The organism is Methanoculleus sp., assembly GCF_035363275.1.
Lineage (GTDB): Archaea > Halobacteriota > Methanomicrobia > Methanomicrobiales > Methanoculleaceae > Methanoculleus.
In genome coordinates this window covers 19,529-35,088 of the sequence record NZ_DAOSET010000020.1, presented here as the reverse complement: position 1 = coordinate 35,088, position 15,560 = coordinate 19,529, and the positions used below count along the sequence as shown (strand labels likewise).

Sequence of the window (15,560 nt, the reverse complement as noted above, 5' to 3'; positions counted from 1 at the left end):
CTCTTCTATCATACGTACCGGTGTGACATCGTCATTCTGCTCCTGTGCTTTTCCCGGCCTTTCGCCGACGAGACAACCAGGATATCCGGTCTCGTCTCGCACCGGCCGCTTTCCGGTAAACCGGCCGGGGCCGGTGCCTCCGGCCGTGAACGCCCCCCGTTCATCGGGAGAGTATACCCCCAAATCCTGTATATATAAATTGGCATGCTGGCATGAGTTCCCTGTGCGATCAGCGTCGCATAAACGCACAGATAGCCCTCCGGAAAGATCCGGTGATGGTTCAGATCTCTCTTCTTTCGGCAGGGGGTTTAATCTCCTGGATTTCCAGGCACAGAATGCCGTTTGGCAAAGCCAAACCTATGGCGGACGTATTTGGATAAACTATAAATATGCAAACGCCTATCAGGGGTATGTCTTGGTAAGATAAGGCGACAGCCACCCGGGCCGTGCACCTTCGCGTATGTGGTGCATGCCGGAGGCAGGGGGGATTATTATTCTAGATAAGGCCGTACCTGATAGCGGTAGCAATGCGGAGATCTTCACAAGTCTCCCAACGGAAAATGATGTTCTGGGTGAGATACGGGCACTGGCCGGCGGGCTGCGCAGGCAGAATGGCGGTGCCCCTGAAGACCTCGATTTCACTGTTCCTATCGGCTGGGAGGAGCGGGTAGGCTACCTTGACGGTCAGCCCACCAGGCGGCTGATCATCTTCCTCCGTTCCACGGGCTGCGAGTGGGTCGAGAAGACCGGGGGATGCACCATGTGCGGGTTTTATTGTGCGACGTCCCGGGGCAGGGAGGTCTCGGCTGCGGAGTACGTCGCACAGTTCGAGCACGTCATGAACACCGTCGATCTGGGGGATTATCCGATCGTCTCGATCTACAACGACGGGAACATCTTTAACGAGCGCGAGATGCCGGTTGCCGCTATCGAGAAGATCTGCTCGTACATCAACGGTTACCCGAACATCAAGAAGGTGGTCGTCGAGTCAAGGATCGATTACTCGCCGGATGAGCACGTGCAGAAGATGAAGAAGGCCCTGAATGGGCGGCAGCTCGAGGTGGCGTTCGGGTTTGAGTCCGCGGACACCCAGGTGATGAACCTCTGCATCAACAAGGGGTTCTCGGCAAGCAATTTCGATCACTTCCATTCGAGGATGCGGGGCATGGGCGTGCTGACAAAGCCGCTCCTGCTCGTGAAACCACCCTTCCTCACCGAGGCGGAGGGGATCAACGATATCCTGCGGACCATAGCGTACTGCATATCCCGCGGGATAGACTACGTCGACCTCGAAGTGATGACGGTCGAGAAGAACACCGTCGTGCATGAACTCTGGAAGAACAACCTCTACCGCCCGCCGTGGCTCTGGAGCCTCGTCGACCTCCTGCAGCGGTGCCAGGAGCAGTTCGGCGATCATGCTCACATCTACGTCAGCCCCTGGAACTACTCGGTCGAGTCCCTCGATTGGGCCCGGAACTGCGGGAAGTGCGATGCCGAAGTCACCAGGGCGATCGAGCGCTACAACTGCCGCTTCGACGTGGGGGAGTTCGAGGGACTGGACTGCTCGTGCCGCGGCGAGGGGTGGAGGGAGGCCGTTCTGGTAGAAGACTCCCGCACGATCCCGGAGAGGATCCGCGAGCAGCTTGCATACATCCGACAGGCAAGAGTATCCGCGGTATAAGCGGATCCTGCCGCCCATACCTTGTGAACCCGGTGGGGGCCGGATGGGCGCGATGCCCGGTCGGTTCCCGTATACTTTTCTTCACGTACGTCACCGTGCGCCGTTCTCTTCTCAGGCTGTCGGAAGCCATTGCCTTCTGGTCAGGATCATCTCCAGCGCGGCACACCTTCACGGATGAAGCGCAGGTGCTTCCCGTGAAGGACGTGAAGATGAGTGTCTGCAACCACCAGTCTTCGCGCACTTCGCATGAGTATGAAGTGCATGGGTAGTTGCCGGACCCCGGTCAACCAGAGATGTTCCGAACTAAAATAGAGAGAGTGTTAAAGCCCGACCTTCCCGAGGTCGATCTCCCGGGGCGTCCCGGTATCGATCGACTCCCAGGCCGCAAACGTCGCAAGCGTTGTTGCGACGTTGCCGACGAAGTCCGGCTCTTCGCCCTTCACGAACGCCAGGAGTTCCTCGGCAAACCCTTTCTCCTGGGCGAGCCACCGCCTCTCCCGTGATACCTTCCCGTCCCGCCGGAGTTCGAGGTCGCGGAAGTCGGTGATCCTCCCGACCGCGTTGCCGCAGAAGACCTCGACCATCTCCTTTGAGTAGGAGCGGTCACCGAGCGTCGTGTAGGTGACGGTGCCGAGCGACCCGTCGTCGAAGGTCAGGGTGGCCTGGAAGTTGTCGTACTTCTGAAGGGTCCCGGTCGGCTCGATGGCCCGGGCGTAGACCTGGACCGGCCGTGCCCCGGTGATATACTGCATGAAGTCGATGAAGTGGCAGCACTCTGAGATCAGCATGCCCCCACCCTGTTCGCCGTCGTGCACCCAGTGCTCGGGAGGGATCTGCCCGGCGTTGACGCGGTAGTGCAGGATTGCCGGTGTGGTCCGGTTCCCGAAGAAATCCTTCATCCGCAGCGCAAGCGGCGAGTGGCGCCGGTTGAACCCGACCTGCACCCGGTGCCCGGACTCGTTCCATGCCGTGACAAGCCTCCGGAGACTCTCGATCTCGGTCGCAAGCGGCTTCTCCACGAAGACGTCCTTTCCGGCGTGCATCGCCTCGATCGCCATCGGGGCGTGGAGATCGTTCCTCGTCGCGATCATCACCGCGTCGATATTGGGGTCCTCAAGGACCTTACGGTAGTCGGTGGTGCAGTAGGCAAACCCGTACTTCTTCGCGACCGTCTGGGCCGAGAGCCCCGTCGCGGTCGCGAGCCCCGCGAGGTTCACGGGGAGACGCGGGAGGTTCGGGTAGAGGGCGGAGAGGGCGTGGACCCCGGCACCGATGCACCCGAGCGTCCGCGCCCCGGTCGGAACCGCCCGCCGCCGTGCGGGAGGCTCCGGGAGGCGGGTGACGGTGCCGGCTGCGCCCGCACCGTTCGGGCTGTACTGCAGGAGAACCCCGATGAACCGCTCCTTTCCCGTGTTGATGAGGTTGTAAGCCTCCGGTGCGGCATCGAGGGGGAAGGTGTGGGTGATCAGGCGGTCGAGATCGATCCTTTTTTGCTGCACCAGTTCCAGGAACGCCTCCATGTTCCGCCGCTCCGTCCACCGAACATATATCGGGTAATCGACCCCCTTCTCCTCGTAGTTCCGGTCGTACCGCCCGGGGCCGTAGGACCGCGAGACGACGACCTCCGCCTCCTTCTCGTAGAAGACGTCCCGGGGCACGTCCATCCCTACGTTCCCGACGACCACGACCCGCCCCTGGCTCCTGACCAGGCGGCCGGCGGCCTCGATGGGAGCGCTCGACCGGGTGGCCGCGGTGATGATGACCGCATCCGCCCCGAACGGGGAGAAGGCCTTCATCCTCTCGGTGAGTCCGTCGTAGTTCGAGACGATGTCGGCGCCGAGGCTTGCCGCGAGCGCGAGTTTCTCCCGGTCGATATCGATCCCGATGACCCGGCACCCTGCGGCCTTGAGGACCTGCACCGAGAGGAGGCCGATCAGCCCGAGCCCGATCACCGCGACGCTCTCGCCCACCGTGACCCTGGCGTTGCGGACACCGTGCATCGCGATCGACCCGACGGTCGTGAAGGCCGCCTCCTTGAAACTGACGCCGTCGGGGATCTTGACGCAGAGGTTCTTCGGGACCGAGACGTACTCGGCATGCACCGCATGCCCGGCCCCGCCGCAGGCGACGCGGTCGCCGACCTCAAAGTCGTCGGCCCCGGTCGAGACCACGGTCCCGGCACAGCTGTAGCCGAGCGGCTCCGGCCTCGTGAGACGACCCATCGCCTGCTGGTACGCCGGCAGGGGGCCGTCCGTGCCGATCTTCTGGAGGACTTTCTTCACGTCGTCGGGACGCGCTTTTGCCTTGCCGACGAGCGACTGTTGTGCGAGGCCGATCAGCGACGATTCCGTGCCGGCGCTGATGAGGGAGTAGGCGTTCTGGACGACAACCCCCCTTGTTACGGTGGGAACGGGGACGTTCTCCACCCGGATGGACCCTGACTGAAGGTCGAGCAGTACCTGTTTCATCTCCAATGGGCAAGGAGGCCCCACTCTAAAGGGTGGGGAGGAATTGCCCCTCCATAATGTTTTTGTGTTCTGAAGTCGATATCCTGGTTACTAGCACACTGACGCCGACTCCTGGAGAGGAGTTTACACACACTACTTGCGGATGATGTGCGCTGACGGGGGACGTCAAGTAGCCGGTGATTCCGTGGTTCCACGGATAATCGGTTGTGGCCGTGTCAACCGGCCGGTGCGAATAAGGCTGGTTAAAGCAAACTTCGTGCGAATTAAATTGCATCGTTGCAGTCTCCGTGATTCCCGGTGCAAGCCCCCTCCGTTAGGGGGGTAGTTGACCTGTGGTTCCCCCATATCCCTGACTGAGTGAGGCAGTCGAGCATCTCTGACGTCATGAAGAGATCGGGAAAGTTTTTCGACGGCTCTACGGTCGACGGCCGGATCCCGAGCAGCCGGCAGAAAACCTCAAACGACCCTGTCTCCGCGGTCTCTGCGTACCGCCTGCGGGCGATCTGCCGGTACATGCCGTAACCGAACCGGAACGCCCGGTGCTTGAGCGGGTAACCCCCGAGTGCCGCCGTCTTTGCCGTCGTGGCGACGGCCGGGATGAGACCGATCCAGGGTCCCGGCTCCCACCGGGGAGCGAGCCCCCGCACGATCTCATCGAGCCGGTCGAGCGAGCGTTCGGCGTGCTCCCGGTAGCGGTCGTCTGTCCGGGATGCGTAGACGAATGAGGCATGGGCAAACGCGTACGCCCCGGAGAGGTAGTAGGCGAAGGAAAGCCCGCTCCCCGACCAGTCGAACCGCCCATCGGGGCGCTGAGCTGCCGCGAGCCACCGGACTCCCTCCGCGATGCTCCGCTCGATCTTCTCATCGCAGAGCACCTCGTTTATCTTTGCGAGGTAGTAGATCGTCACCCCCTGGTAATGCGCACAGGGAAGGTCGAAGACGTACGGGTAGGTCCCCTTATCGGCGGCATAGGGATAGACGCCCTCTCTCTGGTGGCGGACGACGTTCTCCGCCGCCCGCAGGGCGGCTGCACGCGCCTCCTCGTCGTCATACCGGTCTGCATACCGGGCAAGGAACGCCCCGCAGGAGGCGTCGACGTTCAGATGGTCGGCGGTATACCCCGAGGACTTCAGAAAGTACCCCGGGCGTTTCTCGGCGGCGACGACGAAGTCCCGGGCTTTCCGGAGCACCCCCTCGTGCGGATACCGGTCCGCCGCCTCCAGGAGAGCGTCGCCGACAAAGGCGGCGACCAGAGCCGAAGGCTCGTTATAGTTGACGTGGATCTCGTTGTAGGACCCGTCCGGGTTCTGACAGGCCGCGACGTAGTTCAGGATCGGGCCCACGAGCGGGTCGCCGCCCTGCCGGAGCATCGCCTTCACGACCTCGGCGTGGACGCGGTTCCGGACGACCGGAAAGACCGGGTCGCGGAGGTATGCGGTCTCACCTTCGACGACGGCGAGTTCCCTGACCTCCTCGGTTACCCGGGTAAGGAACGACGTCAGGTGCCCGTCCATGCCATCCTCTCGATGTACTGCTTCAGTTTCAGGGCGACTGCTCGCCGATCGTAGTGCTCCGCGACGTACTCCCGGCCCCGGCGGCCCATCTCCTCCATCCTTCCCGGGTCGTCCAGGAGGGCGGTGAGTGCCGCAGCGATCGCCTCCGGCGTGTTCTCGGCGATGACCCCGCCACCCGAATCGTTTGCGAGATGGGCGATCTCACCGCTTCCACAGCCGATGAAGGGTATCCCGCATGCCATGTACTCGTAGGCTTTGGTGGGGGCGGCGTACTCGAGGTTCTTGAGCTGCTTTAAGGGCGCCACCCCGATCAGGGATTCGGAGAGGAGCCGCGGGATCTCTTCACGCGGGAGGATGCCCGTAAAGATGACCGAGCCGGTCAGGCTCTCCGCTTTCACCAGCCGTTCAAGGTTCTCCCTCGTGTCACCATCGCCGACGATGAGGAGTTTCAGGTTGTAATTGCCGTTCATCGACTTGACGGCAAGGGCCACCTTATCGAGGTCCTGGGCGTGCCCGACGTTGCCGGCGTAGATGATCTGCCGTTTCTTTCCGCCGTTTGCGGGACGAAACACGTCGGTGTTGACGCCGTTGGGCATCAACGCCATGGGAGCCGTGACCCGATAACGCGACGAGATCCGTCGCCCGAGTTCTTCGGTCGTGACGCCGACGAGGTCGGCCCGCGAGAGGCAGATCTGCTCGAACCGCCGGCTCGCCCTCTCGTAGAGGCTTCCCTCCCGGAGGAAACCAAGACTTATCGATGCGTCGATCCAGAGGTCGCGGATATCGAGGATCCACGCTACCCCTGCTGTCCGTTTCAGGACGTATCCCGGGATCCCGGTGAAGAGGGGCGGTGCCGACGTGATGATCGCATCGAACCGGTTTCGGGCGAAGAGGAGCCAGAGTGCGGCATGGACCGGGAAGGTGAGGTAGTAGGCCATCCTGCTTGCAAACCCGGGGTCCCCCGAGCCCGGCTGCCAGGTCCAGAGGCGCACGACCCGGACCCCGTCGACCTCCCGCACGTCCGACCGCTTCCAGGTGCGGGGAAACGAGCCGGTGGGAAACGTGGGGTGCGGCGCAAGCACGGTGACGCCGATACCCAGGTTCGCGAGATGCACGGCGGTGTCATAGATGCGTGATGCGTTACCTGATTTTTCCGGTGGAAAGTGTTGTGATACGATACATACCTGTTTCATGAAGCTCCTCGCAGTGTCTGAACGCGGCCGCCGAAGATCGATTGCAATTTCCTCGCCGGGGTTAGATGTAGCCCTCCCGTCCGTTTGGTGAGAGCAGCGAGATCGACGGTGGCGACGGAGGTGCAATCGATCGCGTGGCATCTGCAGAATACAGGCCTGCCGGGGGCATGACCTCGCCCAGCGGCACCGGCTGAAGCAACGACCCGTCACCAAGCACCCTGACGGAAAAGCCCTGGCCGACCCATTTCTCGTGATCCAGAATGTTCCGGGCGTCTATGACATGTTTCGTTCTCATCCGGAGCCCTGCCGGATCGATCGCGCGGAAACAGTCGTGATCGGTGAGGACGACGAGACAGTCGCTCCCGGCCGCCGCATCCGCCGCATCTATGAGTAGGTGCGGGAACTCTCCCACGTACGGGTCGTAGCACCTGACGGCATACCCTTCGTTCTCGGCGAGCTGGATGAACTTGAATGCCGGACTCTCCCGGGTATCGCCGATGTTGCCCTTGTAGGCAACACCGAAGATGCAGATCGTCGGGTTTCTGATGCCGGCAAGCAGGCTGCGGGCGATGTGCAGCACATAGTTCGGCATGGAATCGTTGACCTCCCGGGCTGTTGCGACCATCCTGCACCGGGTCGAGTTCTCGGTCAGGAACCAGGGGTCGATGGCGATGCAGTGTCCGCCGACACCCGGGCCGGGCTTGAGGATGGAGACCCGGGGATGCTTGTTTGCGAGGGTAATGGCCTCCCAGACGTTGATCCCGCACTCCTCCGCAAGCTGGGCGAACTCGTTCGCGAGCGCGATGTTCACGTCGCGGCAGGTGTTCTCCATCAACTTGACGAACTCCGCCGTCCGCGTGTCGGTCTGGTAGATCTGCCCGCGGACGAAGGTCTGGTAGACGGCGGTCGCCCGGTCGATGGAGTCCCGGTCGTACCCGCCGATGACGCGGCTGTTACCCGTCATCTCCTGCAGGGTTCGCCCGGGGATTGCCCGCTCGGGGCAGTGGGCGTACAGGAACTCTCCGGCTGCAACGCCGCTCTTCTCAAGCCTGGGGATGACGACCCGCTCGCTTGTTCCGGGCGGGACGGTCGATTCGAGGACGACCAGGTTCTTCTCAGCGAGATGAGGGGCGATCATCTCGGCCGCTTTCTTGACGTATGAGAGGTCGGAGACCTTCGTTGCGGGATCCAGGGGTGTCGGCACGGCTATCAGGAAGACGTCCGCGGCTTCCGGTTCGGTCCTGGCACGGAATCGAACTTTTGCCTCATGGTACAGGCTTTCAATCCCCGGTTCGTTGAACGGGAGGTTCCCGTGGTTCAGACAATCCACCACGCTCTGCTTCACGTCGACGCCCACGACGTTCGCCCCATGAGCGGCGAAGAGCAGCGCAGTCGGTAATCCTATGTATCCTAATCCCAGTACACAGATCTTCATATTACGTTCCCCGTTAGGTTATTGGGGCCGTGCAGCTGCACAGACCATGACAATCATCTTTCCGGCGATGCCGTCGCCATAGGGATTCTCCCAGCCACGTGGAGACATGGCTGCGGAACGGACCCCTTCAAGGATCTTTCCCGATTCGGTACCGACCAGAACGTTTGATCCGACAGCGAGCGTCTCGGGCCGCTCTGTGTCGTAGCGCATCGTAGCGCAGGGTACCCCGAGAACACAGGTCTCCTCCTGGACGCCCCCCGAATCGGTCAGCACGAGTTTGGCCTGAGATTCAAGCTGCAGGAACTCCAGGAACCCGAAGGGTTTGGTGAGGTTTAATCCGTCGACCCCGATACCCAGCTCCTTGATCCTCTTCTCGGTCCTCGGGTGGACCGGAAAGACGACCGGCAGGGAGAATTCCTTCTGCACCCCTGCAAGCCCTTTCAAGATCTCCTTGAGCCTTGTGCGGTTGTCCACGTTCTCCTGACGATGGGCGGTGACGAGAAAGTACTCCCGGGGCTTGAGATCGAGATCCTTTAAGACGTTGACCTTTCTTCTCGATATGTCGAGGTTCTGGTACACCGCATCGACGATGGTGTTGCCGGTCACGCAGATCCTCCGGTCGGCAATCCCTTCCGCGAGGAGATTCTTCCGGCTGTTCTCCGTCGGGGCAAAGAGGTAATCCGAGATATGATCGGTGAGCACCCGGTTGATCTCCTCGGGCATCCGGCGGTTGAAACTCCGGAGGCCCGCTTCGATGTGCCCTACCCGCACCTGGAGTTTCGATGCCGCGAGGGCCCCGGCCATGACGGTGTTCGTGTCCCCCTGCACCAGGACGATCTCGGGCGGCTCTTTTGCCAGAACCTCCTCGACGCCAGTCATGATCTTCGCTGTCTGACCGGCATGGGTCCCGGAGCCCACATCGAGGATGTAGTCCGGGTCCGGCAGGTCGAGTTCCTCAAAAAAGACCCGGTCCATCTCGTAAGAGTGGTGCTGTCCGGTATGGAGGATAAAAAAGTCAAGCCCCCTTGCTTCACACTCCCTGATGACGGGAGACATCTTGATGATCTCTGGCCGTGTGCCGAGTATTACTCCGATCATTCTGCACCTCTCCTCTGTACTCCGCCCCTCACCCTGCTCACTCCCGCACCCTTGCAATGAGAGCGAGCGCCAGGCCAAGCACGAGTGCGACGCCGCCCGGAATCAGGAGAAGCGATGCGAGCATACCATGCTCGATCTGGGCAAAGCCGGTTTCGTTGAATCCCCGGAAGAACTGGAGCAGGAGAAAGACGCCGACGAGCATCGCGGCAAGCCCGGGCAGGCCGATGTGCAGGAGGGGTCGTCTCTCTACCACAAGCCAGAATATCGATCCGAGCACTTCTATTCCATGGGAAACGGGATTTTTCGTGGATGTGTCAAGATCGTCGTATTTGCAGTTGATCGGCGTCTCCCCGACACGCAGGTGCTTCTCCTGCGCGATCCGGAGCATCTCGGACTCGGTCGAAAAATCATCCTTGCGCAGCAGATCGAGCATCGATTCCATCGTCTTCCTGTTCAGGGCCCGAAATCCGCACTGTGAGTCGGTGATTGCACTGCCGTTGCTGGAGGCGATATCGAGCACCGCCCGTCCGAACCTCCGGTAAGTGGGCATCTGGTCGAAGCTCCGAAACCCGATGACGAGATCGGCGGTATCGGTGAGGATCGGCTCGGCCAGGAGCGGTATCTCCCCGGCATTGTGTTGACCGTCTCCGTCCATGAAGACCAGGCAGTCGTAGTTGTGATCGACGGCGTACCGGAGAGCACTCTTGATCCCTCGTCCTTTCCCCATCCGGGCCCCGTGCGAGATGACGGTCGCTCCGGCATCCCGGGCAACCTTCACGGTGTTATCCGTGCATCCGTCATCTACTACCAGAACCTCGTCGGCATGCTGCCGGGCCATCAGGACGACCGAACCGATGGCGACTTCTTCGTTGAAACAGGGGATCGCTGCAAGTGTTCTCATCCTGCTCGACCGACGGGACGGGGCATCGGCGGCATCGGCGATCTCGCCCGCCACCAGCCGGTGTCCAGGGACCGCCGGCGTCCTCAGCGGACTGATCTGCTCCTGGACCTCACAGCGGAAGGCCGGGATCTCTGTCGAGCTCTCCTGCCCGATACTCCGGGTTATATGGCGTTCTATCCACCTCTCTCTCTCGATATCTGTGTGCTGCGGCAATGGCACAGCCATTTCTTCGGCGAACCACCCTTCCAGATGAACGGATGGCCTCGCCCGAATCGGATCCTTGTCGTACATCCACTTTCCCCTCTTGACGTACTGAAGCGGGACTGTGCTGGCATATATTAATAGGTTATTATTAAGCAAAAATGCTTAATAAATCGAAATATAAAGCTGTTTTAATTAATAATGGTGCCCCTAAAATAGCGTCTCTCTAGTTAAGTATTCCGGCCCGGGAAGAAACGTCGAGAATTGAACTGTAGTCCGGGACGGAGCATCGGCACGCCATGATTCCCGGGGGATCCGGTCCTATTGGGTGCCGCTATCCGCAGCATTTAAATATAACCTGCCGGGATGACGGGCAGAAACATCGATTTTGCCTGCCGCACCTCTATTGGAAGATCCATCGCCTGCGACCTGATCCTTTCAAAGTAGCGATACCGGGAAGGGTCCGTTACTCAACCATCCGTGCATCTCATGTGCCTCGTTCGTAACCCTTATATTCAGGATGTATCCGGCGCCGGACCTTCGGGTGTAAGGCGTGCGGAGACCTCTGCCATAAGGGTGTGGTGGCGGTGGCGGTCGGCAAGGTACCGGCGACTCTTCTCGCCGATCGGGAGTGGCGTAAAGGAGATCGCATAGCCGATATCCCAGAGTACCAGCCCTTCGGGTGGCGCCGCAGGCCCCCTCCGTCCCGCGGGTTCCACGAGGAGCCGGGCGATCTCACCGGGACCGGCCTCGTCCCGCCCCACCCGTTCGAGCGCACTCGCCATGCACCGGACCATATTCCAGAGGAAACTCTCCCCTGTCACCTCGAAGACGACGAACGGCCTGTCGTCAAAGACCCGTGCCCTGATGATCCTCCGCTCCGGGTTCCGGTCGCTTGCGCGGGCGAACGCCGAGAAGTCGTGCAGCCCGACGAACTCCTGTGCCGCGTCATGCATGGCGGCGGTGTCGCCGGGAGCGGGGAAGAAGTAGTAGCGGTAGGTCCTCGATGCGGCGCTGTACCGCGGGTGGAACCCGTCCGGCACCCCGGCCCACCCCGTGCACCATATGTCGGCCGGGAGCACCTGGTTCAACGCCGCAACCGCCCGCTCCGGTTTATCGGTCTGAAACGAGCAGACCTGGTTTTTGGCATGCACCCCGCGATCGGTCCGGCCGGCGGTGACGAACTTCGCCTCCCGCCAGCCGTCGAAGAGTTCGAGGCGTCTGCACGCCTCGATGAACTCGCCCTCCACGGTGCGAAGCCCCGGTTGCACCTGCGAGCCGAAGAAGCGGTCCCCGAAGTAGGAGAAACGGAACGCCAGGTTCATCAGTATACCGTTCGCCGTATCCTGCGGAGAGCCCCCTTGATGGACTGGCGGGTGTAGGTGTGCAGCGGCGTCATCTTCCCTCCCGCCATCGTCCGTCCTTCCCGGATCGCGGAGAGGATGGAGGCCGCGTTCGGTTCGGCCGCGACGTAGGTGACCCCGAACCCGACATACCGGGCATTGTGGGCGTCGCTCCCGGCAACGCCGGGTTTCCCGAATGTTCGTGCAATGACCGCGGCCTTCCGGTTTGCCGACCCGGTGATGTAGCGGCTGTTGAAGACCTCCACCGCATCCACTGCTTCGATGCCGGCAGCGAGTCTCCTCCCGACGCCGTGGCGCCAGCGGTGGTAGGGGTGGGGGAGGATCAGGAGGGCACCCCGGGCACGGGCGAGAGCGACGGTTTCGTGGAAGTCAAGCCCTGCCGGCAGGGGCTCCGTGACCCCGAGAGCGAGCAGGTGGCCCTGTCTCGTCGATATCTCGGTGCCCGGGATCACGGTCACGGTGGTTTCGCACTGCAGGGCGTAGCGGGCGCCTTCCACCGTGTCGTGATCGGTGATCGCGACGGCATCGAGGCCGACTGTCTCCGCTCGCCGGAGGATTTCTTCCACACTGCTCTCTCCGTCCCTGGAGTACCTGGTATGGACATGCAGATCGCACCGCAGCATGAGATCAGATTATTTGGCACCCGCTGAATAATAAGTGAAGTGTATGCGCATTCTTCTCCCGACCGGATCGGCAACGGCCGCGATAGTGAAGGCGGCGGCTGAGCGCTTTTGCGGCCGCTACAAGATAGACGTGGCGGTCACCGGCGATATCGCGTCGTTCCTTGCGCCCGGCACCCTCAGGGGGCTGCTTCTCGCCGGGAACTACGATATGGCGATCGTTTCAGGGATGTGCACCGCATCCTTTGCCGACGTCGAGCGCGAGACCGGGGTTCCGATCTACCGCGGTCCGCGGCATGCGGCCGACCTCCCGCTGGTCCTCCGTGTGCTCGACCGCGCCCCGCTCTCGAAGACCGTTCCGGCCGATGAATTCCTTGCAGAGACACGGCGTGAAGAGGCCTGCCGGCAGGTGGCGCTCCGGGAGACGGAGGCGGACGCCGACTTCATCATCCGGGGTACCAGGATAGGGGGGGGTTCCAGGATGAAGGTGCTTGCGGAGATCATGGACGCGCACAAGCGCGACGATCTCCTCGCCGACGTCCGGCGGTTCTTTGCCGACGGGGCCGATATCGTGGACCTGGGGTTCGGGTTCGATACGACCGAGGACGACGTCGTGCGGTGCTTTGCGGCCCTCGCAGAGGTCGAAGGTCCCCTGGCGGTCGATACGCAGGACCCGCTCCTCATCGCGGCGGCCCTCTCCCGCGCCGACCTGGTGCTCTCCCTGCACGAGGGGAACATCCCGGCCGTCGGGGAGGCGGTTGCGGAGGCCGGGGCGGCCGCGGTCGTGGTGCCGCGCGAGCGGACACTGCAAGAGAACCTTGCGGCGGCGAGAGAGGCCGGGATCCGCCGCCTGATCGCCGACCCCCTCCTTCAGCCGGTGGGTTCCGGGTTGACGGGATCGCTTGCCGGGTTTCAGGGCGCTCCTCGCCCGCTCTTCTTCGGGGCGGGCAACGTCGTGGAGTTGCTCGACGCCGACTCTCCCGGGGCGAATGCGCTGCTCGCGGGGATAGCGCATGAGGTCGGGGCCGCCGTCGTCTTCACAAGCGAGCACAGCGACAAGACCCGGGGCTCGGTGGCGGAGATGCGGCGGGCAACTGAGATGATGGTGCTCGCGACCGACCGCCCCTACCCCAAGGACCTGGGGCTCGATCTCCTGGTCCTGAAGGAGAAACGACGGCGGCGTGAGCCGTCGCTGGAGTACGAGAGTATCGTGGACGCCGCCACCGCCCCGGACGAGATCGTCTACGACCCCCTCGGGTGCATCCGCATCGGCATCGAGGGGGACTGCATCGTCGCGGTCCACCGGGGCCGGGCCGTGCGGGGGAGACACTGGGAAGATGTCTTTGACACGCTCCTTCAGGAGGGGAGTCTCTCACGGCTCGACCACGCCGCCTATCTCGGAAAGGAACTCTTCAAGGCGGAACTCGCTCTGCGGCTGGGACGGAGTTTTGAGCAGGACGGGCCGTTCTGAGCAGTCTGCCGGCGTTTTTTGTTCATGATGTGGGGTGGAATCCGGTCGAGGGCCCTGGCCCCTCAAAATTATAAGAACAGTTATATAATTTATCGGTTATCTCCCCGTCCATGGCAGCGGTGAGCGGTGCCGAACCGGTCGGAAGATACCGCACGTAGCGCGGGTTGCCGGCGACAGAGGGTACGCTGCGCCGGGATCTCCCAGGAGACCCGCTCTCACCCTGTCAGGGTTCAAAACGTGGTGAAACTGCATGAGAAGGAATCCAATTACACTCGGGCTCGTAGCGGCCCTGGCCATCGGCCTCGTTGCCCTGCCGGTTCTCGCGGCGACTGCCGATGTTGAGATACGGGACGGGTTGTATCACCCCGCATCACTCACGATCGAGAGCAATACTACGGTAACCTGGATGAATTATGACCTGGTAAGCCATTCCGTCACCAGCACGGGAGGGGTCTTCGACTCAGGGCCGATAGAGCAGAACGAGACCTTCGACTATACCTTCGCCGATACGGGGACTTACCCCTACGGTTGCGTGATCAACGCCTCGACGCAGCGGACGCCGATGGAGGGTGTCGTCATCGTCGTCCCCGAGGGGATGGCGGTCGCCCCGGACGAGAACGTGACCCCCGGGGAAGAGCCGGCGAGCATGACGCTGGCCGAGCTGGTCGGTCAGAACGAGAACCTGACCGTATTTACGGAGGCTATCGAGAAGGCCGGACTTGCGCAGGCGGTGCTCTCTGAGGGCGGGCCGTATACGGTCTTTGCTCCGGACGATGCCGCTTTTGAGGCGCTCGGCAACCAGACTCTTACGACAATCTTCAACGATACGGAGATGCTTGACGCCCTGCTGATGCATCACGTGGTGGAGGGGAACTATACCGTAGAAGACCTGATGGCGGCAGCAAACACCACCGGGAACATGACGACTCTCGATACGCTTGCCGGGAACACGATCAACGTCACTGCGGTCGACGGCAACCTCACCATAGAGAACGCTACAATCGTCACTGCTGACGTTGCCGCCGAGAACGGCATCGTCAACGTCATCGACAGGGTCCTCGTCCCGGAGGGTCTCATCCCGGCAGAGAACGTGACCCCGACACCGGCGGATAACGTGACGCCGCCCACTGAAGCGAACGTCACCATCGTCGAACCCATGGAGGGCGCCAGCGTCGCTGCCGGGAACGTTACGGTGAGCGTGAACGTCACGAACTTCACGCTGGTGGAGCCGACCGGGCAGCCGAACGCGCCGGGCGAGGGGCACCTGCACTACTACCTGGACGCCCCTGTGCCGACGAACGAGAGTGAGCCCGCCATCCCGGAGACCGGCGGCTACGTCGTCTCCGCGAACCTCTCCCACACCTGGGAGAACGTGACGGCGGGCGAGCACAACCTCTCGGTCCAGGTGGTCAACAACGACCACACGCCGCTCATTCCGCTCGTCTTCGAGACGGTGAACGTCACCGTCGACGGGAACGTGACGCCCGTAGAGACCGTGACCCCGATCGGGAACATCACCCCGGTGGCCCCGCCGGAAGGAAGAGTCATCCCCTGAGCACCCCCTCTTTTTCCTTCCTGACTCCCGGCGGGCCGGTGCTTGCGGCCGGCACGCAT

At 62.3% G+C, this 15,560-nt stretch carries 11 protein-coding genes; 3 read left to right on the top strand and 8 right to left on the bottom strand.

All coding sequences use genetic code 11. From position 1 onward, the window contains the following. Nucleotides 1–469: 469 nt before the first annotated feature. Nucleotides 470–1,681, top strand: coding sequence for an archaeosine biosynthesis radical SAM protein RaSEA (locus PLN84_RS05970; protein ID WP_292383760.1), 1,212 nt, complete (start codon nt 470–472; stop codon nt 1,679–1,681). A 320-nt stretch (nt 1,682–2,001) separates the two neighbouring features. Here the strand turns inward: PLN84_RS05970 and PLN84_RS05965 are convergent, their stop codons facing one another. From PLN84_RS05965 to PLN84_RS05930, 8 genes are all read right to left on the bottom strand, one after another. Further along, nucleotides 2,002–4,149 (bottom strand): bi-domain-containing oxidoreductase, encoded by a 2,148-nt coding sequence (locus PLN84_RS05965; protein WP_292383762.1) that lies wholly within the window; start codon nt 4,147–4,149, stop codon nt 2,002–2,004. A gap of 263 nt (nt 4,150–4,412) precedes the next feature. Continuing rightward, on the bottom strand, nt 4,413–5,663 hold the full coding sequence (locus PLN84_RS05960; RefSeq protein ID WP_292383763.1) for a prenyltransferase/squalene oxidase repeat-containing protein: 1,251 nt from the start codon (nt 5,661–5,663) through the stop codon (nt 4,413–4,415). Next, the gene (locus PLN84_RS05955) at nt 5,648–6,856 is read right to left on the bottom strand and encodes a glycosyltransferase family 4 protein (RefSeq protein ID WP_292383765.1); all 1,209 of its coding nucleotides are present in this window, start codon (nt 6,854–6,856) and stop codon (nt 5,648–5,650) included. The genes PLN84_RS05960 and PLN84_RS05955 overlap by 16 nt, the downstream gene beginning before the upstream one ends. A 61-nt stretch (nt 6,857–6,917) precedes the next feature. Continuing rightward, nucleotides 6,918–8,291, bottom strand: coding sequence for a nucleotide sugar dehydrogenase (locus PLN84_RS05950; protein ID WP_292383766.1), 1,374 nt, complete (start codon nt 8,289–8,291; stop codon nt 6,918–6,920). A gap of 18 nt (nt 8,292–8,309) precedes the next feature. Further along, the gene (wecB, locus tag PLN84_RS05945; protein WP_292383768.1) at nt 8,310–9,389 is read right to left on the bottom strand and encodes a UDP-N-acetylglucosamine 2-epimerase (non-hydrolyzing); all 1,080 of its coding nucleotides are present in this window, start codon (nt 9,387–9,389) and stop codon (nt 8,310–8,312) included. Nucleotides 9,390–9,426: 37 nt separating this feature from the next. After that, nucleotides 9,427–10,515, bottom strand: a complete 1,089-nt coding sequence (locus tag PLN84_RS05940) for a glycosyltransferase family 2 protein (RefSeq protein ID WP_292383770.1) — start codon at nt 10,513–10,515, stop codon at nt 9,427–9,429. A 491-nt stretch (nt 10,516–11,006) separates the two neighbouring features. Then, nucleotides 11,007–11,816 carry a tRNA pseudouridine(38-40) synthase TruA gene (gene truA / locus PLN84_RS05935; protein ID WP_292383772.1) on the bottom strand — a complete coding sequence of 270 codons (810 nt, stop codon included), beginning with the start codon at nt 11,814–11,816 and terminating at the stop codon, nt 11,007–11,009. Continuing rightward, nucleotides 11,816–12,478, bottom strand: coding sequence for a PHP domain-containing protein (locus PLN84_RS05930; RefSeq protein ID WP_292383774.1), 663 nt, complete (start codon nt 12,476–12,478; stop codon nt 11,816–11,818). Before PLN84_RS05930 ends, truA begins: the two co-directional genes overlap by 1 nt. Before the next feature lie 43 nt (nt 12,479–12,521). Here PLN84_RS05930 and PLN84_RS05925 point away from each other — a divergent pair, with 43 nt between their 5' ends. After that, nucleotides 12,522–13,946, top strand: coding sequence for a dihydropteroate synthase-like protein (locus PLN84_RS05925; protein ID WP_292383777.1), 1,425 nt, complete (start codon nt 12,522–12,524; stop codon nt 13,944–13,946). 250 nt (nt 13,947–14,196) lie between these two features. Next, nucleotides 14,197–15,501 carry a fasciclin domain-containing protein gene (locus PLN84_RS05920; RefSeq protein WP_292383779.1) on the top strand — a complete coding sequence of 435 codons (1,305 nt, stop codon included), beginning with the start codon at nt 14,197–14,199 and terminating at the stop codon, nt 15,499–15,501. The last annotated feature ends 59 nt before the right edge of the window (nt 15,502–15,560 follow it).